This is a genomic window from Sporosarcina jeotgali (genome assembly GCF_033304595.1).
Taxonomy (GTDB): domain Bacteria; phylum Bacillota; class Bacilli; order Bacillales_A; family Planococcaceae; genus Sporosarcina; species Sporosarcina jeotgali.
Genome location: NZ_CP116341.1, coordinates 2,177,490 through 2,203,019, shown reverse-complemented (window position 1 = coordinate 2,203,019; position 25,530 = coordinate 2,177,490). Strand labels below are relative to the sequence as shown.

At 45.0% G+C, this 25,530-nt stretch carries 17 protein-coding genes, 19 tRNA genes and 3 rRNA genes; 32 read left to right on the top strand and 7 right to left on the bottom strand.

The window, feature by feature from the left end; translation table 11 throughout:
• The first annotated feature begins 8 nt into the window (after positions 1 to 8).
• Positions 9 to 611: a DUF5366 family protein gene (locus tag PGH26_RS10925; RefSeq protein ID WP_323691114.1), complete on the top strand. Its 603-nt coding sequence runs from the start codon at positions 9 to 11 to the stop codon at positions 609 to 611.
• Here the strand turns inward: PGH26_RS10925 and PGH26_RS10920 are convergent.
• Complete coding sequence (locus PGH26_RS10920; RefSeq protein ID WP_323691113.1) at positions 608 to 2,461, bottom strand: transglycosylase domain-containing protein; 1,854 nt, start codon at positions 2,459 to 2,461, stop codon at positions 608 to 610. The genes PGH26_RS10925 and PGH26_RS10920 overlap by 4 nt on opposite strands.
• 72 nt (positions 2,462 to 2,533) lie before the next feature.
• Positions 2,534 to 3,763 (bottom strand): MFS transporter, encoded by a 1,230-nt coding sequence (locus tag PGH26_RS10915; protein ID WP_323691112.1) that lies wholly within the window; start codon positions 3,761 to 3,763, stop codon positions 2,534 to 2,536.
• A gap of 126 nt (positions 3,764 to 3,889) precedes the next feature.
• Between PGH26_RS10915 and PGH26_RS10910 the strand changes: the two genes are divergently transcribed.
• Positions 3,890 to 4,642 (top strand): peptidylprolyl isomerase, encoded by a 753-nt coding sequence (locus PGH26_RS10910; protein WP_431312492.1) that lies wholly within the window; start codon positions 3,890 to 3,892, stop codon positions 4,640 to 4,642.
• A gap of 36 nt (positions 4,643 to 4,678) precedes the next feature.
• Positions 4,679 to 4,903 (top strand): hypothetical protein, encoded by a 225-nt coding sequence (locus tag PGH26_RS10905; RefSeq protein ID WP_323691109.1) that lies wholly within the window; start codon positions 4,679 to 4,681, stop codon positions 4,901 to 4,903.
• Positions 4,904 to 4,916: 13 nt separating this feature from the next.
• On the opposite strand, the gene PGH26_RS10900 is transcribed toward PGH26_RS10905, so the two are convergent.
• Positions 4,917 to 6,092, bottom strand: coding sequence for a MalY/PatB family protein (locus PGH26_RS10900; protein WP_323691108.1), 1,176 nt, complete (start codon positions 6,090 to 6,092; stop codon positions 4,917 to 4,919).
• A gap of 77 nt (positions 6,093 to 6,169) precedes the next feature.
• Between PGH26_RS10900 and PGH26_RS10895 the strand changes: the two genes are divergently transcribed.
• Together PGH26_RS10895 and yugI are read left to right on the top strand one after the other, a co-directional pair.
• Positions 6,170 to 6,433 (top strand): DUF1871 family protein, encoded by a 264-nt coding sequence (locus PGH26_RS10895; RefSeq protein WP_323691107.1) that lies wholly within the window; start codon positions 6,170 to 6,172, stop codon positions 6,431 to 6,433.
• Positions 6,434 to 6,562: 129 nt separating this feature from the next.
• Positions 6,563 to 6,937 (top strand): S1 domain-containing post-transcriptional regulator GSP13, encoded by a 375-nt coding sequence (yugI, locus tag PGH26_RS10890; protein WP_323691106.1) that lies wholly within the window; start codon positions 6,563 to 6,565, stop codon positions 6,935 to 6,937.
• 15 nt (positions 6,938 to 6,952) lie between these two features.
• Here yugI and PGH26_RS10885 read toward each other — a convergent pair whose 3' ends face one another.
• Positions 6,953 to 8,272 carry an AAA-type ATPase lid domain-containing protein gene (locus PGH26_RS10885; RefSeq protein WP_323691105.1) on the bottom strand — a complete coding sequence of 440 codons (1,320 nt, stop codon included), beginning with the start codon at positions 8,270 to 8,272 and terminating at the stop codon, positions 6,953 to 6,955.
• A 137-nt stretch (positions 8,273 to 8,409) separates the two neighbouring features.
• On the opposite strand from PGH26_RS10885, the gene pruA reads away from it, so the two are divergent.
• The 4 genes from pruA to PGH26_RS10865 all read left to right on the top strand — a co-directional run bounded on the left by pruA (position 8,410) and on the right by PGH26_RS10865 (position 13,836).
• Positions 8,410 to 9,954, top strand: a complete 1,545-nt coding sequence (gene pruA / locus PGH26_RS10880; protein ID WP_323691104.1) for an L-glutamate gamma-semialdehyde dehydrogenase — start codon at positions 8,410 to 8,412, stop codon at positions 9,952 to 9,954.
• A 72-nt stretch (positions 9,955 to 10,026) separates the two neighbouring features.
• Positions 10,027 to 11,220, top strand: a complete 1,194-nt coding sequence (locus PGH26_RS10875; RefSeq protein WP_323691103.1) for an ornithine--oxo-acid transaminase — start codon at positions 10,027 to 10,029, stop codon at positions 11,218 to 11,220.
• 81 nt (positions 11,221 to 11,301) lie between these two features.
• Complete coding sequence (locus tag PGH26_RS10870; RefSeq protein ID WP_323691101.1) at positions 11,302 to 12,546, top strand: Glu/Leu/Phe/Val family dehydrogenase; 1,245 nt, start codon at positions 11,302 to 11,304, stop codon at positions 12,544 to 12,546.
• A 126-nt stretch (positions 12,547 to 12,672) separates the two neighbouring features.
• Positions 12,673 to 13,836 carry an iron-containing alcohol dehydrogenase gene (locus PGH26_RS10865; RefSeq protein ID WP_323691100.1) on the top strand — a complete coding sequence of 388 codons (1,164 nt, stop codon included), beginning with the start codon at positions 12,673 to 12,675 and terminating at the stop codon, positions 13,834 to 13,836.
• Positions 13,837 to 13,888: 52 nt separating this feature from the next.
• Here PGH26_RS10865 and PGH26_RS10860 read toward each other — a convergent pair whose 3' ends face one another.
• Positions 13,889 to 14,887 carry a cation diffusion facilitator family transporter gene (locus PGH26_RS10860; protein WP_323691099.1) on the bottom strand — a complete coding sequence of 333 codons (999 nt, stop codon included), beginning with the start codon at positions 14,885 to 14,887 and terminating at the stop codon, positions 13,889 to 13,891.
• Between the two features lie 190 nt (positions 14,888 to 15,077).
• Between PGH26_RS10860 and PGH26_RS10855 the strand changes: the two genes are divergently transcribed.
• The 23 genes from PGH26_RS10855 (at position 15,078) to PGH26_RS10745 (ending at position 23,499) form a co-directional block, all read left to right on the top strand.
• On the top strand, positions 15,078 to 15,962 hold the full coding sequence (locus tag PGH26_RS10855; protein WP_323691098.1) for a DMT family transporter: 885 nt from the start codon (positions 15,078 to 15,080) through the stop codon (positions 15,960 to 15,962).
• A gap of 480 nt (positions 15,963 to 16,442) precedes the next feature.
• A 16S ribosomal RNA gene (locus PGH26_RS10850) occupies positions 16,443 to 17,994 on the top strand.
• A 393-nt stretch (positions 17,995 to 18,387) separates the two neighbouring features.
• Positions 18,388 to 21,320: ribosomal RNA gene (locus PGH26_RS10845) — 23S ribosomal RNA — on the top strand.
• Positions 21,321 to 21,471: 151 nt separating this feature from the next.
• Positions 21,472 to 21,587, top strand: a 5S ribosomal RNA gene (gene rrf, locus PGH26_RS10840).
• Together the 16S, 23S and 5S rRNA genes with 19 tRNA genes alongside form the textbook arrangement of a ribosomal RNA operon.
• Before the next feature lie 23 nt (positions 21,588 to 21,610).
• Positions 21,611 to 21,686, top strand: a tRNA-Val gene (locus PGH26_RS10835).
• Positions 21,687 to 21,694: 8 nt separating this feature from the next.
• Positions 21,695 to 21,770: transfer RNA gene (locus tag PGH26_RS10830), tRNA-Thr, on the top strand.
• Between the two features lie 8 nt (positions 21,771 to 21,778).
• A tRNA-Lys gene (locus tag PGH26_RS10825) sits at positions 21,779 to 21,854 on the top strand.
• A gap of 36 nt (positions 21,855 to 21,890) precedes the next feature.
• Positions 21,891 to 21,972 (top strand) — tRNA-Leu (locus PGH26_RS10820).
• Positions 21,973 to 21,980: 8 nt separating this feature from the next.
• Positions 21,981 to 22,055: transfer RNA gene (locus tag PGH26_RS10815), tRNA-Gly, on the top strand.
• Between the two features lie 40 nt (positions 22,056 to 22,095).
• Positions 22,096 to 22,172: transfer RNA gene (locus PGH26_RS10810), tRNA-Arg, on the top strand.
• A gap of 25 nt (positions 22,173 to 22,197) precedes the next feature.
• A tRNA-Pro gene (locus PGH26_RS10805) sits at positions 22,198 to 22,274 on the top strand.
• 11 nt (positions 22,275 to 22,285) lie between these two features.
• Positions 22,286 to 22,361: transfer RNA gene (locus PGH26_RS10800), tRNA-Ala, on the top strand.
• 21 nt (positions 22,362 to 22,382) lie between these two features.
• Positions 22,383 to 22,456 (top strand) — tRNA-Met (locus tag PGH26_RS10795).
• Positions 22,457 to 22,462: 6 nt separating this feature from the next.
• Positions 22,463 to 22,539, top strand: a tRNA-Ile gene (locus PGH26_RS10790).
• A 19-nt stretch (positions 22,540 to 22,558) separates the two neighbouring features.
• Positions 22,559 to 22,651 (top strand) — tRNA-Ser (locus tag PGH26_RS10785).
• 170 nt (positions 22,652 to 22,821) lie between these two features.
• Positions 22,822 to 22,896, top strand: a tRNA-Met gene (locus PGH26_RS10780).
• Between the two features lie 3 nt (positions 22,897 to 22,899).
• Positions 22,900 to 22,975 (top strand) — tRNA-Asp (locus PGH26_RS10775).
• 34 nt (positions 22,976 to 23,009) lie between these two features.
• Positions 23,010 to 23,085, top strand: a tRNA-Phe gene (locus tag PGH26_RS10770).
• 5 nt (positions 23,086 to 23,090) lie between these two features.
• Positions 23,091 to 23,164: transfer RNA gene (locus PGH26_RS10765), tRNA-Gly, on the top strand.
• Between the two features lie 4 nt (positions 23,165 to 23,168).
• Positions 23,169 to 23,242: transfer RNA gene (locus tag PGH26_RS10760), tRNA-Ile, on the top strand.
• Between the two features lie 4 nt (positions 23,243 to 23,246).
• A tRNA-Asn gene (locus tag PGH26_RS10755) sits at positions 23,247 to 23,321 on the top strand.
• Positions 23,322 to 23,327: 6 nt separating this feature from the next.
• Positions 23,328 to 23,418 (top strand) — tRNA-Ser (locus PGH26_RS10750).
• 9 nt (positions 23,419 to 23,427) lie between these two features.
• Positions 23,428 to 23,499 (top strand) — tRNA-Glu (locus PGH26_RS10745).
• A 47-nt stretch (positions 23,500 to 23,546) separates the two neighbouring features.
• Here the strand turns inward: PGH26_RS10745 and PGH26_RS10740 are convergent.
• Complete coding sequence (locus tag PGH26_RS10740; protein WP_323691097.1) at positions 23,547 to 24,278, bottom strand: TraR/DksA C4-type zinc finger protein; 732 nt, start codon at positions 24,276 to 24,278, stop codon at positions 23,547 to 23,549.
• A gap of 209 nt (positions 24,279 to 24,487) precedes the next feature.
• Positions 24,488 to 25,405, bottom strand: coding sequence for a 1,4-dihydroxy-2-naphthoate polyprenyltransferase (locus PGH26_RS10735; protein ID WP_323691096.1), 918 nt, complete (start codon positions 25,403 to 25,405; stop codon positions 24,488 to 24,490).
• Positions 25,406 to 25,530 lie beyond the last annotated feature (125 nt).

The following is a 25,530-nucleotide window of genomic DNA, read 5'->3' as shown; positions in this document are numbered from 1 at the left end:
GGTGCAGTATGAAAAATCCGTATTTGTTCAGTTATTTACCTTTCTTCACAATTATGCTGTTTAGTTTAACGTTTGGTGTGTATACAGTTGGTTTTTCATTGAGTGTATTTCGAGAAATCGGCTTGTACAATGGTCTGTTGGAATTTCTGACAGATACCCAGCTCCGGTTGTTCTTATTAACCATCTATTCTCTTTTTTACTTCATGGTATTCAGTGCGCTTAAATTGATTGCAGCGACTATACATGAAACCGCGATGTTATTCTTCTACAAAGCAAAACCGATAACAGATGCTCCTGTTGACCATGCGGCAGACGATCGAGGGGGGAAGCTCATTTACTTCATCGGGGCGCTAGTTTCTGCTTTTGCTATTCAATCAATTTACTGGCTGCTTATCGTGTTTTTAACAGTCACATTCGTTTACTTTGTCTACAGCACGTATATGCTGCATCATCAGCTTCCATTTTCGGCGATTATCGGAATTATATTCTTCGAATTCATCGTATGGGCGTTATTGCTTTCTGCTGTCGTTTACATTTTACTAAGACTTTATAACGGGATTGCCGCAAGTATCCCAGGAGTTGAAAAAGACCAGCTGCCAATAGGCAGCTAGTCGGACAGCACGGCTGTGAAAACCTTCAGATGTAATTTTTGTTCGCTCTCTTTCTGGAGTGACTGAGGCCGGTCATAGCCGATCCAAACCGCAGCCGTATAATCATCATTCAGCCCAGCAACCCATAGGTCTTTAAAATGACTGGTTGTACCCGTTTTTGCACCTGTATACCCCGTTGTGGATCGAAGACCATTTGCTGTTCCGGTACGAACCGTCTCTTTAAGCATAGAGCGAATGTTTGCCGCAGTCTTCTGAGACCATACCTCTTTACGCTCATCTTCCCATTGATATAATACATTCCCTTGCCGGTCTTTGACTGAACGTATCGATCTAGCAGGTTTAAACGTGCCATCTATGAAGCTCGTATAGGCATTTGCCATTTCATACGGAGTCATGCCATTTTCAAATCCGCCAAGAGCTGCAGTAGACTGATGATCTCTATCAGTAACGTATTTGAAACCAAAAGGAGTCAGATAAGCAAACGATTCTTCAATGCCGACACGCTGGAAAATCCGGACTGCGGTTGTATTATAACTTTGACTGAATGCTTTTTTGACAGTGGATACTCCATACGAGTAACGTCCGAAGTTTTCAGGACAAAAATTCCCTATGCAGATGCCGCTCCCATCGATCAACGAGTTTTCCGTATAGGGTCCACTTTCTAAATAAGGGCCATATACGAGCAAGGGCTTAATGATTGACCCAGGCTGCCGCACAGCTTGAAACGATCGGTTGAAGTCCGTTTTCCTATAGCCGAATCCGCCATACACACTAATAAGTTCACGAGATTGGTTATCGACAACAGCCGCACCAGATTGAATCCCGCTTCCTCCAAGTGCGTTTGAAACGCCGCTTTCAATGTTGCGTTGTTTAACAGGATCGAGGGAAGTATCGATACGGACTCCAGAATTGATCACTTCAGAGATGCGTCTTGCTAAAGATTGCTGAATTTTTTTTTGTGATTCTTCGTCTTTTGCTGCTTGTAATTGGACGGAAAACCCTTCCTTTTCACTGATCAGCTGCTTTAGCTCATCAACTGCATATGTATGATAGGCAGGGAATTGACTATTTTTCTGTTTTAGCCTGAGTTCAACTGGAGCACTTTGTGCGATTTTTCCTTCATCCACTGAGAGCACTTCATTGTTTACCAACACTTGAAGAAGCCGCTCTTGACGCTTTTTAGTACGGTCAAAATGCTTCAATGGATCATACAAAGACGGGTTGTTCGGAATTGCCGCAAGAAAAGCAGTTTCCGCTTCGCTTAATTGTGCTAATGGCTTGCTGAAGTAATAGGTAGCAGCAGCGCCGATTCCATAGACTTGATTTCCAAAATACATCTCATTCATGTACATTTCTAAAATCTCATCTTTTGTAGATTGTTTTTCTAGTTCAGCAGCGTAAAGAATCTCTCTGAATTTACGTTCATAGGTTTTTTCAGGGGAGAGAAAACGCATCCGTACAACTTGTTGAGTGATGGTCGAAGCACCCTGGCTTAATCCGTCTGAATTCACGTTTACCGCGAATGCCCGGGCAATCGCAGCGACATCATACCCTCTATGTTCGTAAAATCCTTTGTCTTCGCTTTCGAGAAATAACTGCTTTGCAAATAAGGGAATCTCAGAAAGTGGAAGAGGATCACGCCACTCTGCATATTCTTCTGCAAATAATTGTCCATTACGATCGTAGAGTGCCATTGGAATTGTTACTTCAGGTTCTGAGAATTCAATGGTTTCTTCTACTTGTTCTTTATACGCATTCGCCTCATGCCATTCCGCTGCGACTTCCTGCTGAAGCCAGAAAAGCAGCGGAATACTTAACAAAGCGACAGCAAATCCTGCAAGCTGTCTCACGACTGGTCCCTCCGTTCTTACAAGTACCTATACAAAATATAGCACACTCCAGTATTTGGAGTGTGCTATATTTTAGGAGTTTTTTTGTTGTGAGTCTGCCAGGAAATCTTCAAAATCTTGTGTCGGCTTGCGTTTTGCATAGTAAAGAAATGCGAACCCAAGCAAGAACAAAATACCAGTGATGATAAACACGGAAGATATGCCGAGGAAACCACTAATAACTCCTCCGACCATAGGACCGATAATGTTGCCTAAGAAACGGAAACTTGTATTATAGCCCATCACTTCACCTTGGATGTCGAGCGGTGCTTCACGACGGACAAGCGCAGTCGTGATTGGAATCATACCGCCCATGGAAATACCGAATAGCAGACGCCAAATGACGAGCTGCCAAATACTTCCTACAAAGGCTTGTGGGATGATAAAGATGAACGAGAGAAGCAGTAAAAATCCTAGCACTTTCTCGTACCCGATGTCATCGCCAAGCTTCCCCCATTTTCGGGCAAATAACAGGTTACCGACACCAGCAGCGCTAAAGGTGATTCCTGCTAACAGGGCAACGTCCTTCGCATCCGTTAAATGAGAGACGTAGAGTGACAGCAATGGCTGGATACTGAAGTTTCCGATTTGAATAAGCGCGGTCACGACCATGACATTCAACATTAGTCGATGGTGCAGCAATCCATTCAATATCGTTTTTCGAGAATAGACAATCTCACGACCTGTTTTAACTTTGCGCTGTTCCTTAATTCCGAAGATGATAATAAGCGCCGCGATGATTACGGAGACTGAAGTAATGACAAATGTATATTGAAAACCGAACGCATCAGCGAGAAGTCCGCCTAATACTGGACCAAACAACGTACCGGTGACGCTGCCCATTTGAAGGGTTCCTAACCGTTTTCCGGCTTCTTCACGTTTGGTGTTCGCGGAGATGAATGCGAGAGAAGTGGGGATGAAGCCTGTTACAATACCGTTTAGAAGACGCAGTATGAAAAACGCTTCAACAGAATGGATGAACCCCATTAAGAATACTGATATAGCGATACCGAATCCGTTAATAATCAATATAGGTTTAAATCCGTATTTATCTGCGATTCTTCCCCAAATTGGAGACATGATGAGGGCGGAGATGAATGTCGCGCCGAAAACGAGGCCGGACCATTTTTGTACATAGGCATCTGAGTAGTCGCCAAATGTTTCAATATATAATGACAAAAACGGCATAATCATAGTCATTGTTCCGGCAACTAGAAAGTTTGACACCCAGATAATGATGAAATTTCTTTTTTGAATATCCATTGGTGACCTTCCCTCTATAAAAAACTGTATTTAAGTAGTATAAAACAATTCGGCTCCCGAAGGAAGTCAAGTGCTCGCAGTTCGATTTCAAGGAATGATGTGGTAAACTAATTTAGGGTGAGAGATTTGCATAAAAAAATTGTTATGCTCATGCTTTCTTTGGCAATGATTCTTGTTGTATCCGCTTGCGGAAAACAAGAAGCTAAAGAGAAAGAGCCGGCGCCTGAAAAAGGTGAAACGACTCAAGCAGACGAACCAGAAAAAACGATTCCTAAGGAGGACTCCCAGATGTATCCGCAATTATCTAATGAAGTAGCAGCAGGAGAAAAGCTTATTACTATGAATACCACGCTTGGTCCAATTAAAATCAAGCTATTTGAAGAAAAAGCACCAAAAACAGTTAAGAACTTTTTAACTCATGCAAAAGACGGTTACTATGATGGTCTTATTTTCCACCGTGTTATTAAAGACTTCATGATTCAAGGCGGAGACCCGACTGGCACAGGTATGGGTGGAGAAAGTATCTATGGAGATTCGTTCGAAGACGAATTCACGATGGATCTTTTCAACTTGAATGGCGCATTGTCAATGGCGAATGCTGGCCCGAACACAAACGGTAGCCAATTCTTTATCGTTCAAGCTTCCAACTTAGCTGGCGCTAACGCGGATCAGCTGAAAAAAGGCGGATGGCCTGAAGAAATCGCTGATGCATATGCAGAGCGTGGCGGCACACCGCATCTTGACCAGAAGCACACTGTTTTTGGACAAGTTATTGAAGGTATGGACGTTGTCAATAAGATTGCGACAGTTAAAACTGGTGCTCAAGATAAGCCTGTTGAAGATGTGAAGATTGAGTCTATCGATATTCAAGGCGAGTAATTCACACTAAATTTATTTGGTTAGGAAGTGATATCCATGGTGACAGTTCTAATGCCCTTCCTGTACTTTCCGGAAGACAAATCAGAATACATCCCAGCGGCCATTTCCTTTGCTTTTTTCATGGTACTTCTTGTGCTGACCTTTATGTGGATTCAGCGCAATTCCAAAAAGCAAGAATTGGAAACGAAAGAACTAGAAGAACGCATTCTGCAGGAACGCAGAGATGCGCGTGAACAACAAAAAGAGCATCCTCATTCATGAGGATGCTCTTTTCTTAGTTTTCCATGCTTTTGATAAAGCGCTCGACACCATCTCGAACAGTGGACAGACAAGTAGCGACATTCATGCGTAAATATCCGCGACCCGCTTCACCGTATTTTGTACCGGGCTCAAGTGCGAGCTTTCCTTTGTTAAGGAGCTTGTCCATTATTTCATCTTCAGAGAGTCCTGTTCCGCGGTAGTCTATCCAAAGCAAATACGTTCCTTGAGGTTTCGTGATTTTAACGCCTGGGACCCGAGCCGTCAATGTTTCAATCACATAATCCATATTATCAGACACCGTCTTAAGTAACTTTTCCAGCCATGGTTCTCCGTGGCGATAAGCAGCTTTTAACGCGACATTTGCAAAAGCGTTTAATTCCATTTGTCCGTGTGCCATTCCGTTATCGCGTAATTGCTCACGTAATCCTTCATCAGGAATAATCATCATTGCTGCTTGAATTCCAGCTAAATTGAATGTTTTAGTAGGTGCGACACACGTAATGATTCGATTTCCTTCATCTCCGGCAACGGTATGTAAGGGAGTATGCTTGTATGGAGCAAATACTAGATCTGCATGGATTTCATCGGACAAAATAAGGACATCATATTTAGCGCATAGTCGAACAATTTCTTGCAGCACCGGAACCGGCCATACAATTCCACCCGGGTTATGGGGATTGCAAAAAATGAATAGTTTGACATTTCTTTTCAGAGATTCTTCGAATTTATCGAAGTCAATTTCATAGGTGCCATTCTTCTCGACAAGCGTACATTCTTCTAACGTACGAGTTTGCAGACTGGGTATTCCTGAAAATGGCGGGTAGACAGGCGGAGTGATTAAAACAGTTTCTCCTGCGTTTGTGAGTGTCTCCACAACGGATGCAATGGCAGGAACAACTCCATGATGCGATAACATCCACTCATTCTTAGTCTGCCAGCTATGCTTATTGGACATCCATTCGCGAATAGCGTCTTTACAATCCTCGCATACGTATGAATAACCGAATACTCCATGATCCAAGCGTTCTTTCATAGCATCGATGACAGGTTGGGGTGCAGAAAAATCCATATCTGCAATCCACATCGGGAGAATCTCTTCAGGATTATCTATACCATAAATGCGATCCATGCGATCCCATTTCATTGACGATGTATTCCGTCTATTTTTTACAGCAGTGAATTCTTTCATACATAATCCCCCTAAGTCTATTTTCTTTTTCATACCTATGCTATCATAAATAAAACGAAAAAATCAGGTGACTTAACGTGCAAACTGCAGAAATAAATAAAAAAGCAATGATTTTACTGGAAGAATGGGATCCTTTCCTTGAAGGGCCAGATGCATATGAACAAGAAATAGTGGAAGTTGTGGCGGATCTTCATGTAATGGATCATCCAACGGACCTGGCAAAACGAATTCGCGAAATCTATGAACATTCGCATGCACTGTGGATTCCTTTAGAAGAGTGCATGCAAATTTCGTATAAGTTATTGGCTGTGAAATTCGAAGCAAAATGTATCATTACATAAATCTCAGCTTCTTACAGTTCAAATCCCATCTAAATGACTATCTTTTGCTCCAAAACTATTCAAATGATATACTGATAGTGGCCTTAATGGCAATTTCAGATAGTCAAAACAGAATTGGGAGCTGTTCGCATGACAGGTAAATATGAAGCAGGTGAAGAACTGTCAGGTACAGTTACGGGCATTCAGCCTTATGGTGCATTTGTCGCTCTTGATGAATCTACTCAAGGACTCGTACACATTTCTGAGATCACTTACGGATTTGTGAAAGACATTCACGAGCATTTATCGGTTGGTCAGCAAGTAACTGTAAAAGTGTTGGAAGTGGACGAGACAGACAATAAAATCAGTTTGTCCATCCGTGCGCTGCAAGAACCTCCGGCGCCTGCAAAGAAATTTAGCCGTCCCCGCAAATCTTTACAAGAACGGGTGGACGAACAAGATGAAAAAGGATTCAACTCGCTTAAAGATAAGCTGAGAGACTGGATCGACAAATCAGGATATTAAAGGGAGAAAAGGCGATTATGCCTCTTCTCCTTTTTTGTTTTTTCGCAGCCGGTATTGTAAATTTTGCCGACTCATCGATAGTGCATTCGCTGTTCTGGTAATATTGCCGTCGTGAATTGTCAATGCTTTTTGCAAATAGTAGGATTCCGCTTCTCTTAAAAACTTGTCGAGGGGCAGCAGGTCCTTTTCGCTAGGCATGATGAAAGATGGCAGCGGAACAGCTCCTTCATCCATGACTGCAATTTTACTTCTGAAATGCTGTGGAAGCATTTCAAATGTAATTGTTATTTCAGCCGAAGAGAGGGAAGCAACTTCGTTTAATAACATTTCCAGTTCCCGAATATTCCCTGGCCATGTATAGGAAAGAAATAACTCTTGAACTTCATCTGCAACATTGCTCAATGCTGTCCCTAAACTTTCTTTGCGCCGTGCTAAATACCTTTTAACGAACGGAAGAATGTCTTCTTTTCTCTCCCGAAGAGGCGGAAAGCGGATTGTAAATGAAGCGAAAAAGTAATAAAGCTCCTTTAACAGGCTGCCAGAAGCAATAAGTTCAACAGGATCTTCTCCGATACTTGCGATGAATTGACGCTTATGAAGATCTGAGCTTTCTAAAATCCGGAGAAGCTTGCGCTGAAGTTCTATGGATAAAAAATCGATTCGTTCGCAAAATAGAGTGAACGGTGCATCGGTCTTCAATTCAGTCGCAAGCCTGTCTATCGATTGGTTATCGGATCGATTACAGTACAGTGTATAAAATGATGAATCCACTACAGGAACTTCATGATGAATTCCTTGGGCAACGAGATCTTTACCAGTACCCGCTTCTCCGACAAGGAGGACAGGGAGTTTCGCACGAACTGCTTTTTTTGCAGTAGCGATAATTTTTTTCATGGACTCGGATTCTGCGACAATGTTGTTTAGCAAGACAGGTTCTCGATCCTTTGTTAATGGCTGCAGCACGAACTTCTCAAGTGCGGTCACGTCATGTGATAGCTCCACTGCACCGATCAGCACTCCGTTGTTAACAATAGGATAGGTGTTATTAATGGTCGTGATTTCAGTTTCGTTTTGGTTCCAATACGTCTGTTTAATGTTCAATTGCTCTTGTCCGCTTTGCAGCACTTCCATCAGCGTACTCGGCTGCTGACGGAAATTGAATAGTTCTAAGATGGACAAATCGCGGATATCATCAAGATCCAATCCCTCAATATCTTTCATTTTATCGTTATAAATAATTGTTCGGCCCTCGCTGTTTACAGCATGGATACCAACCCCGGCACGCTGCACAGCAAATTCATAAAAAGGGAATAGTGATTCGTCGAAAGCACTCATAGATTGTCACCGCCCAACTTTTTTTCTTCATGTAAACAATAATACTTGCAATGTGCAATATTATCTTGCATTATTATAAATGTAATTAACAATGAAGTGCAAATATTATTTGCGCAACCCATTTAAGGAGGACTACCATGATACCGTACAAACATGAACCATTCACAGATTTTACACTTGAAGAAAATAAAAAAGCATTCCAAGAAGGTCTTAAGACCGTTGAAGCATACTTGGGTAAAGATTATCCTCTAATCGTAGGCGGAGAGCGCATCATGACTGATGATAAGCTCGTATCTTTCAACCCGGCTGACAAAGAAGAAATTATCGGCAGCGTTTCTAAAGCAAGTAAAGATATTGCAGAAAAAGCTATGAAGATTGCAGACGAAACCTTCGATACTTGGAGAAAGACAGAGCCAGCTATGCGTGCAGATATTCTTTTCAAAGCTGCAGCAATCGTTCGTCGCCGCAAAATGGAATTCTCAGCACTCTTGACTAAAGAAGCTGGTAAGCCATGGAACGAAGCCGATGCAGATACTGCAGAAGCAATCGACTTCCTAGAGTACTACGGCCGTCAAATGCTGCGTTTGAAAGACGGAATGCCAGTAGAAAGCCGTCCAGGCGAATTCAACCGTTTCGATTACATTCCTTTAGGTGTTGGCGTTGTTATCTCTCCATGGAACTTTGCATTTGCAATCATGGCGGGTACTACAGTAGCTGCACTTGTAACAGGAAACACAGTACTATTGAAGCCGGCTTCAACAACTCCAGTAGTTGCTTATAAATTCATGGAAGTACTTGAAGAAGCAGGAATGCCTGCTGGCGTAGTTAACTATGTACCAGGTTCTGGTTCTGAAATCGGTGACTACTTAGTAGATCACCCGCGTACTCGTTTCGTATCATTCACAGGTTCACGTGAAGTTGGAACACGTATCTTTGAGCGTGCTTCAAAAGTGAACGAAGGACAAATTTGGCTGAAGCGTGTAATCGCTGAAATGGGCGGTAAAGATACAATCGTTGTTGACAATGAAGCGGATCTTGAGCTCGCTGCACAATCTATCGTGAAATCAGCATTTGGTTTCAGCGGACAGAAATGTTCAGCATGTTCACGTGCGATCATTCACGAAGATGTCTATGACACAGTAGTTGCTCGCGTAGAAGAACTCACTAAAGAATTGACTTATGGTGACCCGACTGATCAGTCTAACTTCGCCGGACCAGTTATCGACAAAGCTGCTTACGATAAAATCATGAGCTATGTTGAAATCGGTAAAGAAGAAGGTCGTCTTGTTGCAGGCGGAGAAGGCGATAGCTCTAAAGGATTCTTCGTTGCACCGACTGTATTCGCAGACGTTGCACCTGAAGCGCGTATTATGAAGGAAGAAGTCTTCGGACCATTCGTAGCACTTGCTAAAGCGAAAAACTTCACTGAAGCGATCGAAATGGCAAATGATACTGACTATGGTTTGACTGGCGCTGTTATCACGACTAACCGTGAGCACATCGAACAGGCACGTCAAGACTTCCACTGCGGTAACTTGTACTTCAACCGCGGCTGCACAGGTGCAATCGTTGGATACCAGCCGTTTGGCGGATTCAACATGTCAGGTACAGATTCAAAAGCAGGCGGCCCAGACTACTTGCAGCTTCACATGCAAGGTAAAACAACTTCAGAAATGCTATAAGACTAGTTTCAAACAGCTGCCTGTCACAAGACAGGCGCTGTATCTACATACCTAACCGAGGAGGGAATTTGAATGTCAGTATCTCAACAAGTGATTGAACAAACTAATAAGTATGGTGCACCAAACTATCATCCGCTGCCGATTGTTATCTCAGAAGCAGAAGGTGTATGGGTAAAAGATCCAGAAGGCAACAAATACATGGATATGCTGTCAGCATACTCTGCAGTGAACCAGGGGCACCGTCATCCTAAAATCATTCAAGCACTAAAAGATCAGGCAGACAAAGTTACTCTAACTTCACGTGCGTTCCATAGCGATCAGCTGGGTCCTTGGTACGAAAAAATCACTGAACTATCTGGAAAAGAAATGGCGTTGCCAATGAACACTGGTGCTGAAGCTGTTGAAACAGCTATCAAGGCAGCTCGCCGCTGGGCATATGATGTTAAAGGCGTTGAAGAAAATAAAGCTGAAATTATCGGCTGTGAAGGTAACTTCCACGGTCGTACAATGGGCGCAGTATCCCTTTCTTCAGATCCAGAATACAAACGCGGTTTCGGACCAATGCTTCCAGGTATCAAATTAGTACCTTATGGCGACATCGATGCACTTGAAGGTGCAATTACTCCAAATACAGCAGCGTTTATCATTGAGCCGATTCAAGGCGAAGCTGGAATTCTCATTCCGCCTGCTGGCTACTTGAAAAAAGCACGTGAACTATGTAAAGCAAATAACGTTCTTTTCATCGCAGACGAAATTCAAGCCGGCCTATGCCGTACTGGTAAAATGTTTGCATGTGAGTGGGAAGACGTGAACCCGGATATGTATATCCTTGGTAAAGCACTTGGCGGCGGAGTATTCCCGATCTCTTGTGTAGTAGCCGATAAAGAAGTACTTGAAGTGTTCAACCCGGGTTCTCACGGATCTACATTTGGCGGTAACCCAATGGCGTGTGCGGTTTCAATTGCATCTTTAGAAGTACTTGAAAACGAAAAACTTGCAGACAAGTCTCTTGAACTTGGTAACTACTTCAAAGAAGAACTTGAAAAAATCGAAAATGATGTCATTACAGAAGTTCGCGGACGCGGTTTGTTCATCGGAATGCAGTTAACTGTTGAGGCTCGTCCATACTGTGAAAAACTTAAAGAACTAGGATTACTCTGTAAAGAAACACACGACACAGTAATTCGTTTTGCTCCACCGCTAGTAATCACTAAAGAAGAACTTGATTGGGCACTTGAGAAAATTAAAAGCGTTTTCGCTAACTAAAAATTCTTTCCAATTAGGTTGTTCAATATGATACTATGAATAAGGAAAAAACATTATGAAACAAAGAGGCGAGCCAATACAATGACTGAAAACCTGAATCTGTTCACATCGACACAAGTTGTTATTAAAGAAGCACTTGACAAGCTGGGCTACGATGAAGGAATGTATGAACTTCTCAAAGAACCAATGCGCATGACGGAAGTCCGCATCCCGATTAAGATGGACGATGGAAAAGTAAAAGTCTTCACTGGATTCCGCGGTCAGCACAATGACGCTGTTGGACCAACAAAAGGCGGAGTACGTTTCCATCCAGATGTTACTTTAGATGAAGTGCGTGCACTTTCTATGTGGATGACACTTAAAGCTGGAATTGTAGACCTTCCATATGGCGGCGGTAAAGGCGGTATCATTTGTGATCCCCGTGAAATGTCTATGGATGAATTAGAACGTCTTAGCCGCGGATACGTCCGTGCGTTATCTCAAGTAATGGGACCGACAAAAGACATCCCGGCACCAGACGTTTTCACGAACTCACAAATCATGGCGTGGATGATGGATGAGTACAGCAGAATTGATGAGTTCAACTCACCAGGCTTCATTACAGGAAAGCCAATCGTTCTTGGCGGTTCACAAGGTCGCGACCGTGCGACTGCTGAAGGCGTAACGATTATTATTAACGAAGCAGCTAAGCGCCGCGGTATCGATATGAAAGGCGCTCGTATCGTTATCCAAGGTTTTGGTAACGCGGGAAGCTTCCTTTCTAAATTCCTTCACGATGCAGGTGCTAAAGTAATCGGGATTTCTGATGCTTATGGTGCTTTACACGATCCAGACGGCTTGGATATCGATTATTTACTTGACCGCCGTGATAGTTTTGGAACTGTAACTACTTTGTTCGAAAACACATTGACAAACCAAGAGTTGTTGGAATTGGATTGTGATATCCTCGTTCCTGCAGCAATCGAGAACCAAATTACAGAACACAATGCAAATAACATTAAAGCTTCTATTGTTGTTGAAGCAGCGAATGGTCCAACAACTTCTGAAGCAACGAAAATTCTTGCAGACCGCGGTATCCTTCTTGTTCCGGACGTGCTTGCAAGTGCAGGCGGCGTAACCGTTTCATACTTTGAATGGGTTCAGAACAACATGGGCTACTATTGGACAGAAGAACTTGTTCGTGAGCGTATGACTGAGAAAATGGTCACTGCGTTTGAAAATGTTTATTCTGTATCGACTACTCGCGGTATTGATATGCGTCTCGCGGCGTATATGATCGGTATTCGCAAAACTGCGGAAGCTTCACGTTTCCGTGGCTGGGCTTAATTAGTATTTTGAGAACACCCCTGCATTCAGGGGTGTTCTTTTTTGTCTGCCAGGGTCTTGGGCAGAACAGTTGCATCCTGAACTGTCGTAAAACATAATAGAAGTAGTCTGAGGAGGCGATGAATTTTGGATAATTTCGTATTTCAAAATCCAGTAAAATTATTGTTCGGTAAAGGACAAGTTTCGAATTTAGCAGATGAACTAAAAAAATATGGAAATAACGTTCTTGTCGTATACGGTGGAGGAAGTATCAAAAAGAATGGTGTATATGATGATGTAATGAGTGTTCTGAAAGAAGGGGGACTCACTGTTCACGAATTTGGCGGAGTAGAACCTAACCCTAGACTTTCAACTGCCATTGCAGCAGCAGAATTATGTAAGCGTGAGAATGTAGATGTAATCATAGCTGTCGGCGGCGGTTCGGTCATTGACTGTACGAAACTGATTGCATGTGCTGCAAAATATGATGGCAATCCATGGGACTTTGTTGTACAAAAAGCGGTACCTCAAGATGCCCTTCCTTTTGGTACGGTATTGACGCTATCTGCAACGAGTTCCGAGATGAATGCAGGTTCTGTTATTACGAATGAAGAAACTCAAGAAAAGTATGGATGGGGAACACCGTTTAACTTCCCTAAATTCTCTATTTTGGATCCGACGTATACAATGTCAGTTCCGAAAGATCAAACAGTTAATGGAATTGTAGACACGATGTCTCACATCTTTGAAGAATACTTCAATGAATCATCGAATACTCCTTTCCAAGATGAAATGTGTGAAAGTGCTCTTCGTACTTTGATCGCTACAGGTGCTGAAGTAGTGAATCGTCCTGATGATTACGAGCTAAGAGCGACGATGATGCTTGCGGGTGTATGGGGACTGAATGGTTTCCTTCGCATGGGCTACACAGGTGACTGGGGAACGCATGACATTGAACACGCGGTTTCGGCAGTCTATGACATTCCTCATGCTGGCGGACTGTCTATCTTATTCCCAGAGTGGATGCGTTATACAATGCATTTAAATCCAAAACGGTATGCACAGTTAGCTGTAAAAGCGTTTGGTGTAGATCCTTCAGGCAAGACAGATGAAGAAACAGCATTAGAAGGCATTGTTAAACTAGAGGAGTTCTGGTCATCAATCGGAGCACCGCGTAAACTCGCTGATTTCGATATTGACGATTCGAAAATTGAGCTGATGGCTGAAAAAGCAGCAGCAAGAGGTCCGCTTGGGAACTTCGCCAAGCTTGCAAAAGAGGACGTCGTCCAGATTTTGACGAATTCATTGTAATAAGAAAAGCACGAGCCGACTGACTTATTTCAGTTTAGGCTCGTGCTTTTTGTTATTCAGGAAGCTTTTTTCGATTTTCTGTAAGATTTGAACTGTTTGTACCTGTCCACGATTCAACTCCGTCATCGCCGACTAATGAAATGATGACGTCCTGAATACCTTTCTGATTCAAGATTGTTGTTAATAACCGGTCTTTAACGTTCAAAACATATTCAACTGTATTTGAAGTTGCAACCTCAGCGATTATTTCCACATGCAGAAATTCGCCTTCCTTTACTACCTCGACTCGCTGGATATCTACAATGTCTTGATCATCTGCAAGAAGGTGAGCAATATGTGCAAGCATTTCTTCATCAGTTTCACCGATAGCTCCTCGTGCATTTTCGAGGAATACCTTACCTACTACATAAAACATCATGACACCAATGATAATGGATGCAACGCCTTCAGCTGCGAACCAGCCGAAGAAATGAGCGAGTAAAACAGCGGCAAATGCAATTAAACCTCCGCTTGTCGCAACTAAGTCTTCCATAAAGACTAACTTAGTCGGAGGCTTGGCCTTTTTGAGATGTTTAAAGCTTTTAGGGTAAGAGGAGAGACCAACGTGTTCAATCCCTGCATCGTGAAAGACTTCTTTTGAAGCTTTATATAGAACAAAGGATTCTAACACAATTCCGATACCAAGAACAGCTAGGTTTATCCATAATCCGCCACTTTCTGAAGGATTGAGGAGGTGATGAATTCCTCCTACTATTGTTTCGTAGGAAAGGATTGCTACAATCAAAACCGCGCCAAGACAAACAAGGTTAACTATTCTGCCAAAACCATTCGGGTATTTCGGTGTTGGTGCTTTTTTCGATAGTGCAGATCCGACGTACACAAATAATTGGTTCGCGGCATCTCCGATTGAATGCATCATTTCAGCAAACATGGCAACGTTTCCGGTTAGAAAGAACGCTCCAGCCTTTAATGCGGCGATAATAACATTCACGATAGCTGCTAGAAGAGCAGGCTTGTTACCATTTTTTAAAAGTTGAATCCAATTCGTCATGAGGTGTGCTCCTTTTAAAACTAGAATAGGTGATTCGCTTGATTTTACCTTAGTTTGTTAGAATTAAGCTAGAATTAGAAGAAATGCACTCTAAATACCGAATTTTTAGAATGGCCATCTCTGATATACTATATGCTATATCCATAAACAAACTATTGTAACCACAATACAAGGGAAGTGATGTGTTTTTATGAACAAACCAGCTATACATCCATCTATACCAATCATCATAGGGGTTATTTCGGTTGCGTTATCAGCGATTTTCGTGAAATTGGTATCTGCTGAGGCGGGGGTTACTGCATTTTATAGAATGTTTTTCTCAGTCCTCTTCATGCTGCCGATTTTCTTATTGAAATACAGAAAAGAAATTACGCTGCTGAAAAAACGAGATTGGATATTTTCAACTCTTGCAGGTGTATTTTTAGCATTCCACTTCATCTTTTGGTTTGAATCGCTGAATTATACATCTGTTGCAAGTTCTACAGTATTAGTAACACTGCAGCCTATATTTGCATTTGCAGGTACATACTTTTTCTTTAAAGAAAAATTGTCCTTTAAAACTATCTTATCCGCAGTAATTGCAATTTCAGGCAGTGTCATTATCAGTTTCGGTGATTTCCAACTCGGTGGAACTGCATTTTATGGAGATATGCTTGCGCTGATCGGCTGTGCGTTAATTACAGCTTACTTATTGTTCGGTCAAGATGTTCGTCAAAGATTGTCTTTAATCACGTATACATTTGTAGTTTACTCAATCAGCTCAATTACACTTTTCTTCTATGTACTAATAAAGGGAGAATCGTTCGGTCCTCATTCGCAATCGGATTGGATGTGGTTTGTACTTTTAGCGCTTATCCCGAACTTACTGGGTCATACCTTATTTAACTGGGCGATTCGGTGGGTGAGTACGAATGCTATCTCTATCGCAATTCTTTTTGAGCCTGTGGGCGCATCGATCTTAGCCTATTACATCTTCAATGAGAGTTTATCGACAGCTCAAATCATCGGGGGAATCGTTGTCTTACTGGGGATTTTGCTGTTTGTTGTCGATGGACGTAAAAAAAACTCTGCTTAATTTCAAAAAAAGCTTGCAAACTATATACTATCTGTTGTATATTATTACTTGTCCTTCGGAACACGCTTTATCAGTTCTAAAGGCAAGTAATACTTTTTTAAAAAAGTTGTTGACACGATGATTACACCATGTTATGATGTAAAAGTTGTTGAAACAACAGCAAAACGAATAACTTTACCAATATGAACCTTGAAAACTGAACAGCAAAATGTCAACGAATTATCGTTTGAGAAGCCGGTTCTTCCGGTGAAACAAACACAACAGATCTTAATCGATCTGATAGACATCTTAAATGATGCCAGTACGAATTGAGCAATCAATTCTCTACTATAATCATTCATTTGATGAGTGATTGTCTGAGTGGTGAGGTAAGGTGCAGCGCTAGGAAGCGAACGATTGAGGAAGGGAGCGTACTCAGGTACGTGACCGACTGAGAGAGTGAAGCTGACGACGTGATGTGCCTTGCATCGCCGCTCAGAACTTATGGAGAGTTTGATCCTGGCTCAGGACGAACGCTGGCGGCATGCCTAATACATGCAAGTCGAGCGAATCAATTGGAGCTTGCTCCTTTTGATTAGCGGCGGACGGGTGAGTAACACGTGGGCAACCTGCCCTGCAGATGGGGATAACTCCGGGAAACCGGGGCTAATACCGAATAATCAGTTCCTTCGCATGAAGGAACTCTGAAAGACGGTTTCGGCTGTCACTGCAGGATGGGCCCGCGGCGCATTAGCTAGTTGGTGGGGTAATGGCCTACCAAGGCAACGATGCGTAGCCGACCTGAGAGGGTGATCGGCCACACTGGGACTGAGACACGGCCCAGACTCCTACGGGAGGCAGCAGTAGGGAATCTTCCACAATGGACGAAAGTCTGATGGAGCAATGCCGCGTGAGTGAAGAAGGTTTTCGGATCGTAAAGCTCTGTTGCGAGGGAAGAACACGTACGGGAGTAACTGCCCGTACCTTGACGGTACCTCGTCAGAAAGCCACGGCTAACTACGTGCCAGCAGCCGCGGTAATACGTAGGTGGCAAGCGTTGTCCGGAATTATTGGGCGTAAAGCGCGCGCAGGCGGTCCTTTAAGTCTGATGTGAAAGCCCACGGCTCAACCGTGGAGGGTCATTGGAAACTGGGGGACTTGAGTACAGAAGAGGAAAGCGGAATTCCACGTGTAGCGGTGAAATGCGTAGAGATGTGGAGGAACACCAGTGGCGAAGGCGGCTTTCTGGTCTGTAACTGACGCTGAGGCGCGAAAGCGTGGGGAGCAAACAGGATTAGATACCCTGGTAGTCCACGCCGTAAACGATGAGTGCTAAGTGTTAGGGGGTTTCCGCCCCTTAGTGCTGCAGCTAACGCATTAAGCACTCCGCCTGGGGAGTACGGCCGCAAGGCTGAAACTCAAAGGAATTGACGGGGACCCGCACAAGCGGTGGAGCATGTGGTTTAATTCGAAGCAACGCGAAGAACCTTACCAGGTCTTGACATCCCACTGACCGGCATGGAGATATGTTTTTCCCTTCGGGGACAGTGGTGACAGGTGGTGCATGGTTGTCGTCAGCTCGTGTCGTGAGATGTTGGGTTAAGTCCCGCAACGAGCGCAACCCTTAATCTTAGTTGCCATCATTCAGTTGGGCACTCTAAGGTGACTGCCGGTGACAAACCGGAGGAAGGTGGGGATGACGTCAAATCATCATGCCCCTTATGACCTGGGCTACACACGTGCTACAATGGACGGTACAGAGGGCTGCAAACCCGCGAGGGGGAGCCAATCCCAGAAAACCGTTCCCAGTTCGGATTGTAGGCTGCAACTCGCCTGCATGAAGCCGGAATCGCTAGTAATCGTGGATCAGCATGCCACGGTGAATACGTTCCCGGGTCTTGTACACACCGCCCGTCACACCACGAGAGTTTGTAACACCCGAAGTCGGTGGGGTAACCCTTAGGGGAGCTAGCCGCCGAAGGTGGGACAGATGATTGGGGTGAAGTCGTAACAAGGTAGCCGTATCGGAAGGTGCGGCTGGATCACCTCCTTTCTAAGGATATATGTCAGTGGAACATCCTCGTGATGATGAAGCTGCACATTCGGAAAAGAACCTCTGGTTCTTACGTTGACATTTTGCGTTCAGTTTTGAAGGTTCATCAAAAAGCGGAGACGACCGTTTTGATGCGACAAGCATAAGACAGATCGACGAAGTGGCGATTTTTGCCACGTAGACGAGTTGGCTTATGATCTCGAGCATCAGGGAGTCGGAGCTGGATTATGATGAAAACTTCAAACTTGTTCATTGAAAACTGGATAAAACAACATTGAAGCAACAAATCAAGACAATCAACCGAGTCGGACACTATTTATAGTGAGCCGAACAGCGATTCTTTTGTTCTTTCTTCTCAATCATCGCTGATTGAAAGAAGAACGTTAACTTTTTGGTTAAGTTAGAAAGGGCGCACGGCGGATGCCTTGGCACTAGGAGCCTAAGAAGGACGGCACTAACACCGATATGCTTCGGGGAGCTGTAAGTAAGCTGTGATCCGAAGATTTCCGAATGGGGAAACCCACCATCTTTAATAGGATGGTACGTATTTGTGAATACATAGCAAATACGAGGCAGACCCGGAGAACTGAAACATCTAAGTATCCGGAGGAAGAGAAAGAAAAATCGATTCCCTGAGTAGCGGCGAGCGAAACGGGAAAAGCCCAAACCAGGAAGCTTGCTTCCTGGGGTTGTAGGACACTCTATACGGAGTTACAAAAGGATGAGTTAGGCGAAGCGACCTGGAAAGGTCCGCCAGAGTGGGTAAAAGCCCCGTAACCGAAAATTCATCCCCTCCAGAGTGGATCCTGAGTACGGCGGAACACGTGAAATTCCGTCGGAATCCGGGAGGACCATCTCCCAAGGCTAAATACTCCCTAGTGACCGATAGTGAACCAGTACCGTGAGGGAAAGGTGAAAAGCACCCCGGAAGGGGAGTGAAATAGATCCTGAAACCGTGTGCCTACAAGTTGTCAGAGCCCGTTAATGGGTGATGGCGTGCCTTTTGTAGAATGAACCGGCGAGTTACGATTCCATGCAAGGTTAAGCAGAGAATGCGGAGCCGCAGCGAAAGCGAGTCTGAATAGGGCGAATGAGTATGGGGTCGTAGACCCGAAACCAGGTGATCTACCCATGTCCAGGGTGAAGGTAAGGTAACACTTACTGGAGGCCCGAACCCACGTACGTTGAAAAGTGCGGGGATGAGGTGTGGGTAGCGGTGAAATTCCAATCGAACCTGGAGATAGCTGGTTCTCTCCGAAATAGCTTTAGGGCTAGCCTCAAACGTTAGAATCTCGGAGGTAGAGCACTGTTTGGACTAGGGGCCCATCCCGGGTTACCGAATTCAGACAAACTCCGAATGCCGATGATTTATGTTTGGGAGTCAGACTATGGGTGATAAGGTCCATAGTCGAGAGGGAAACAGCCCAGACCGCCAGTTAAGGTCCCAAAGTATTCGTTAAGTGGAAAAGGATGTGGCGCTGCCCAGACAACCAGGATGTTGGCTTAGAAGCAGCCATCATTTAAAGAGTGCGTAATAGCTCACTGGTCGAGTGGCGCTGCGCCGAAAATGTATCGGGGCTAAACGAATCACCGAAACTGCGGATTGACACCTTTGGTGTCAGTGGTAGGAGAGCGTTCCAAGGGCGTTGAAGCTGGACCGGAAGGACTGGTGGAGCGCTTGGAAGTGAGAATGCCGGTATGAGTAGCGAAAGAAGGGTGAGAATCCCTTCCACCGAATGCCCAAGGTTTCCTGAGGAAGGCTCGTCCACTCAGGGTCAGTCGGGACCTAAGTCGAGGCCGATAGGCGTAGACGATGGACAACAGGTTGATATTCCTGTACTACCTCCCCACCGTTTGAGTGATGGGGTGACGCAGAAGGATAGGGTGAGCGCGCTGTTGGTCATGCGCGTCTAAGCAGTGAGGTGTGAAACGAGGCAAATCCCGTTTCTACAACATTGAGCTGTGATGGCAAGGGGTGTATACCCTGGAGTCCCTGATTTCACACTGCCAAGAAAAGCCTCTAACGAGGTGGGAGGTACCCGTACCGCAAACCAACACAGGTAGGCGAGGAGAGAATCCTAAGGTGATCGAGAGAACTCTCGTTAAGGAACTCGGCAAAATGACCCCGTAACTTCGGGAGAAGGGGTGCTCTGGTAGGGTGTATAGCCCGAGAGAGCCGCAGTGAATAGGCCCAGGCGACTGTTTAGCAAAAACACAGGTCTCTGCAAAACCGTAAGGTGACGTATAGGGGCTGACGCCTGCCCGGTGCTGGAAGGTTAAGAGGAGAGGTTAGCGATAAGCGAAGCTTCGAATTGAAGCCCCAGTAAACGGCGGCCGTAACTATAACGGTCCTAAGGTAGCGAAATTCCTTGTCGGGTAAGTTCCGACCCGCACGAAAGGCGTAACGATCTGGGCACTGTCTCAACGAGAGACTCGGTGAAATTATAATATGCGTGAAGATGCGCATTACCCGCGACAGGACGGAAAGACCCCGTGGAGCTTTACTGTAGCCTGATATTGAATTCCGGTGCAGCCTGTACAGGATAGGTAGGAGCCTGAGAGACCGGAGCGCTAGCTTCGGAGGAGGCAATGGTGGGATACTACCCTGGCTGTATTGGACTTCTAACCCTTGCCCGTGATCCGGGCAGGAGACAGTGTCAGGCGGACAGTTTGACTGGGGCGGTCGCCTCCTAAAGAGTAACGGAGGCGCCCAAAGGTTCCCTCAGAATGGTTGGACATCATTCGCAGAGTGCAAAGGCATAAGGGAGCTTGACTGCGAGACCTACAAGTCGAGCAGGGTCGAAAGACGGGCTTAGTGATCCGGTGGTTCCGCATGGAAGGGCCATCGCTCAACGGATAAAAGCTACCCCGGGGATAACAGGCTTATCTCCCCCAAGAGTCCACATCGACGGGGAGGTTTGGCACCTCGATGTCGGCTCATCGCATCCTGGGGCTGTAGTCGGTCCCAAGGGTTGGGCTGTTCGCCCATTAAAGCGGTACGCGAGCTGGGTTCAGAACGTCGTGAGACAGTTCGGTCCCTATCCGTCGCGGGCGCAGGAAATTTGAGAGGAGCTGTCCTTAGTACGAGAGGACCGGGATGGACACACCTCTGGTGTACCAGTTGTCTTGCCAAAGGCATCGCTGGGTAGCTATGTGTGGACGGGATAAATGCTGAAAGCATCTAAGCATGAAGCCCCCCTCGAGATGAGATTTCCCATTACGCAAGTAAGTAAGATCCCTCAAAGATGATGAGGTGGATAGGTCTGGTGTGGAAGCATGGCGACATGTGGAGCTGACAGATACTAATAGATCGAGGACTTTCCCAAATATAAGTTAAAGAATTGTGTGATTGTTTCGAGTTTCAATGTTGGTTTTATCCAGTTTTGAATGAACAAAAGTTCTTTCAAAAAAGTATTGCATTCTAATACTATGTAGTATATAATAGTAAATGTCCTTGAAACAGGACAAGCACATTTGTCTGGTAATGATGGCGAAGAGGTCACACCCGTTCCCATACCGAACACGGAAGTTAAGTTCTTCAGCGCCGATGGTAGTAGGGGGCTTCCCCTTGTGAGAGTAGGACGTTGCCAGGCAAGCGCAGTAATGCGTGATATATGGAGGATTAGCTCAGCTGGGAGAGCATCTGCCTTACAAGCAGAGGGTCGGCGGTTCGAGCCCGTCATCCTCCACCATACTTTGTGCCGGTGTAGCTCAACTGGTAGAGCAACTGACTTGTAATCAGTAGGTTGAGGGTTCAAGTCCTTTCGCCGGCACCACTTAGTACGAGCCATTAGCTCAGTTGGTAGAGCATCTGACTTTTAATCAGAGGGTCGCAGGTTCGAATCCTGCATGGCTCACCATTACTGTAATTAGATTACAGACTATCTAGAGATTATGCGGGTGTGGCGGAATTGGCAGACGCGCTAGACTTAGGATCTAGTGCCTTCGGGCGTGGGGGTTCAAGTCCCTTCACCCGCATCTCTTATGCGGAAGTAGTTCAGTGGTAGAATACGACCTTGCCAAGGTCGGGGTCGCGGGTTCGAATCCCGTCTTCCGCTCCACTGTAATTCACTAAGCATACCGTAAAGAAATAGTATATATGCGCCCGTAGCTCAATTGGATAGAGCGTCTGACTACGGATCAGAAGGTTGTGGATTCGACTTCTGCCGGGCGCGCCAATTTTTCTAATGTTAGATTTTGATTCGGGAAGTAGCTCAGCTTGGTAGAGCACTTGGTTTGGGACCAAGGGGTCGCAGGTTCGAATCCTGTCTTCCCGACCATCTTTTAAAGAGGGGCCTTAGCTCAGCTGGGAGAGCGCCTGCCTTGCACGCAGGAGGTCAGCGGTTCGATCCCGCTAGGCTCCACCAATCTTTAATATTCCATTTCATGGCGGCGTAGCTCAGCTGGCTAGAGCGTACGGTTCATACCCGTGAGGTCGGGGGTTCGATCCCCTCTGCCGCCATCCAAAGGACCTTTAGCTCAGTTGGTTAGAGCAGACGGCTCATAACCGTCCGGTCGCAGGTTCGAGTCCTGCAAGGTCCACCAGTATTGCTTTTTATTGCACGGAGGTATACCCAAGTTCGGCTGAAGGGATCGGTCTTGAAAACCGACAGGGGTGTCAAAACCCGCGGGGGTTCGAATCCCTCTACCTCCTCCATTTTTTCTTTAAATACCATTAAGAAGTGTCTTACAATTATCATTATCGCGGGGTGGAGCAAAGCGTCATACGAAGATGACGATTTGTAGAATTTCTTGAAAAGAAATTCGTAATCTTGCATAAGAAAATCTATAAGCGTTGCTTATGATATGTCTTACAATTATCATTATCGCGGGGTGGAGCAGTGGTAGCTCGTCGGGCTCATAACCCGAAGGTCACAGGTTCAAATCCTGTCCCCGCAACCAAATGGTCCCGTGGTGTAGCGGTTAACATGCCTGCCTGTCACGCAGGAGATCGCCGGTTCGATCCCGGTCGGGACCGCCATTTCTTGTAATACATAGTTTATTAAATCCTATGTGGCTCAGTAGCTCAGTCGGTAGAGCAAAGGACTGAAAATCCTTGTGTCGGCGGTTCGATTCCGTCCTGAGCCACCATTTATGCGGGTGTAGTTTAGTGGTAAAACCTCAGCCTTCCAAGCTGATGATGAGGGTTCGATTCCCTTCACCCGCTCCAAATTGGGCCTATAGCTCAGCTGGTTAGAGCGCACGCCTGATAAGCGTGAGGTCGGTGGTTCGAGTCCACTTAGGCCCACTATTCCGCAGTAGCTCAGTGGTAGAGCAATCGGCTGTTAACCGATCGGTCGTAGGTTCGAGTCCTACCTGCGGAGCCATATTACGGGGAAGTACTCAAGTGGCTCAAGAGGCGCCCCTGCTAAGGGTGTAGATCGCGAAAGCGGTGCGAGGGTTCGAATCCCTCCTTCTCCGCCATATTTGTTTGGCCCCTTGGTCAAGCGGTTAAGACACCGCCCTTTCACGGCGGTAACACGGGTTCGAATCCCGTAGGGGTCATACTTAAAAGTTCCTAGTTGCGATATCGCAACTAGGAACTTTTTTTGTTACTTGTTATCGGTGTAACTGTCTTTGCGACGATATGGAATGTCGCCTAACTCTGATTCGATTCCTTCCTCATCCAGTTCTTCTTCGTATGCTAACGTGGTATCCCCGCGAATGATGCCAGAAGGTTCACCCTCTAAGTTACTTGTGGCAATCACGTCAATGTCTTCCGTGCTTTCGTCTTCAATTGCAGTATCATATAGTGACTCGTAATCGTCATGATCTCCTGTAAAGTCAGAGGGAGTTTCTGACGTGCCTGATTTTGCGATTTCTTCAAAGCTGTCAATGGGATCTTTAAATACGCCTTCACGTCTATCCGAAAATGTATTAGGATTGGCCATCTTCAACAAATCATCTTCTACAGGGCGGTCGTCCGGAACTTCTTGGACCGCGTCATCTACGCAGAACGGTGTATAAGGAACCGCTTCGAGACGTTCGTAAGGAATTTCCTTGCCGCATTTCTCACATACTCCATATGAACCGTCTTTCATATTTTCTAATGCTTTTTGCACCTTCTCCAGCTCATCACTTGCATGTACATTCAGTGCCCTGTCTTTTTCCCGGTCATATAATTCTGTCCCCATATCTGCAGGGTGGTTGTCATAGGTGGACAGCTCTCCAATTTCCTCTCGTTGACTTTCTTCTACATCGGTTCGCTCTTCAGTCAAAGTCAGCTCATCCTGCAGACGGAGCAGCTCTTTTTTTAACGTCATTGTTTGGTCTTTAGTTAACATTACGTTCACGTCCTTTATGGATTTACGTTCTAGTATGATTCAGAACAGCAGAATTACTTATAGGTCAGCTGTTAATTCAATGATTTCCTTTTTTGCTGTGTTATTAAACCTTTTGCATTCCATTTACGAAATATGGATATCTGCATAAAAAAGAGGCTATTCCAGAAATCAGTTTACACTGACGCTGTACAGCCTCTTTTAATAACTCTTTAGTTTGTGGTAAGATGCCCAATCAGTAATCCGATTGCAAGCAGCAGGCAGAAGAACGTATTCGTTTGAGCTGTGTATTTCATTGCAGGCATAACTTGCAAAGGCAGCTCAAATTTCTTGAAAATTTTAATTGCGCTAATTGGTTTCTTTACACAAAGAATTACCAGAAGACTCCATGGTGTAAGTCCGCCAAAAAGTACAAGGGCAAAAATCCAAGCAAATGCGAGGACAAAGAATCCGGTTTGAATGCGAATTGCATTTGCACGTCCCAACAAAATCGCTAGTGTTTTTCTGCCGCCGAGTTTATCGCCCTCCAAATCGCGGATATTGTTCGCCATCATAATCGCAGCGACCAGTAAGACACTTGGGATCGACAGTAAGACTGCGCGCTCTGATACGGTTCCAGTCTGGATATAAAATGCGATAAGGACTAATAGCATCCCCATGACGACACCAGAGAACAGTTCGCCGAGCGGCGTGTAGGCGATTGGGTAAGGACCGCCTGTATAGAAGTATCCGATCGCCATAGATATCAGTCCGACTGCTGCAAGCCACCAAGAGGTCTGCATACAGATATAGATACCCAAGAGAACTGAAACACCGTATAAGCAAAGTGCCAAGTTTAAAATGGTTTTCGGATTTACTTTATTTCGTACGATTGTTCCACCTATGCCGACAGAGTCTTCTGTATCGAGTCCGCGCTTAAAATCGTAATACTCATTAAACATATTCGTCGCCATTTGAATGAATACACTTGCGAGTAACATTGCGGCGAATAATAAGAAGTCCAGGTTCCCAAAAGGCAATGCGAGCATTGTGCCAAGGAACACAGGTGCAAAAGCCGCAGTTAACGTGTGCGGACGAGTTAGCTGCCACCACATTCTCCAGCCTGTTTCTACTTTAATTGTATCGTGCATTTCTTTCTCTCCTTCTTTTAAACATGCAAGTCTTATTGTACTCTATTCGGCACAATTACGGAATCCTTCAGGTTCTTAAAAATGCGCAGCCGCCTGATTTCCGCTATAATGGAAGTAGATATTGG

What these genes read in the sequence shown, in the direction of transcription:
- PGH26_RS10925 (WP_323691114.1), top strand. Translation starts at nt 9, where the DNA reads ATGAAAAATCCGTATTTGTTCAGTTATTTACCTTTCTTCACAATTATG.
- PGH26_RS10915 (WP_323691112.1), bottom strand. Translation starts at nt 3,763, where the DNA reads ATGGATATTCAAAAAAGAAATTTCATCATTATCTGGGTGTCAAACTTT.
- PGH26_RS10905 (WP_323691109.1), top strand. Translation starts at nt 4,679, where the DNA reads ATGGTGACAGTTCTAATGCCCTTCCTGTACTTTCCGGAAGACAAATCA.
- PGH26_RS10900 (WP_323691108.1), bottom strand. Translation starts at nt 6,092, where the DNA reads ATGAAAGAATTCACTGCTGTAAAAAATAGACGGAATACATCGTCAATG.
- yugI (WP_323691106.1), top strand. Translation starts at nt 6,563, where the DNA reads ATGACAGGTAAATATGAAGCAGGTGAAGAACTGTCAGGTACAGTTACG.
- PGH26_RS10885 (WP_323691105.1), bottom strand. Translation starts at nt 8,272, where the DNA reads ATGAGTGCTTTCGACGAATCACTATTCCCTTTTTATGAATTTGCTGTG.
- pruA (WP_323691104.1), top strand. Translation starts at nt 8,410, where the DNA reads ATGATACCGTACAAACATGAACCATTCACAGATTTTACACTTGAAGAA.
- PGH26_RS10875 (WP_323691103.1), top strand. Translation starts at nt 10,027, where the DNA reads ATGTCAGTATCTCAACAAGTGATTGAACAAACTAATAAGTATGGTGCA.
- PGH26_RS10870 (WP_323691101.1), top strand. Translation starts at nt 11,302, where the DNA reads ATGACTGAAAACCTGAATCTGTTCACATCGACACAAGTTGTTATTAAA.
- PGH26_RS10860 (WP_323691099.1), bottom strand. Translation starts at nt 14,887, where the DNA reads ATGACGAATTGGATTCAACTTTTAAAAAATGGTAACAAGCCTGCTCTT.
- PGH26_RS10855 (WP_323691098.1), top strand. Translation starts at nt 15,078, where the DNA reads ATGAACAAACCAGCTATACATCCATCTATACCAATCATCATAGGGGTT.
- PGH26_RS10740 (WP_323691097.1), bottom strand. Translation starts at nt 24,278, where the DNA reads ATGTTAACTAAAGACCAAACAATGACGTTAAAAAAAGAGCTGCTCCGT.
- PGH26_RS10735 (WP_323691096.1), bottom strand. Translation starts at nt 25,405, where the DNA reads ATGCACGATACAATTAAAGTAGAAACAGGCTGGAGAATGTGGTGGCAG.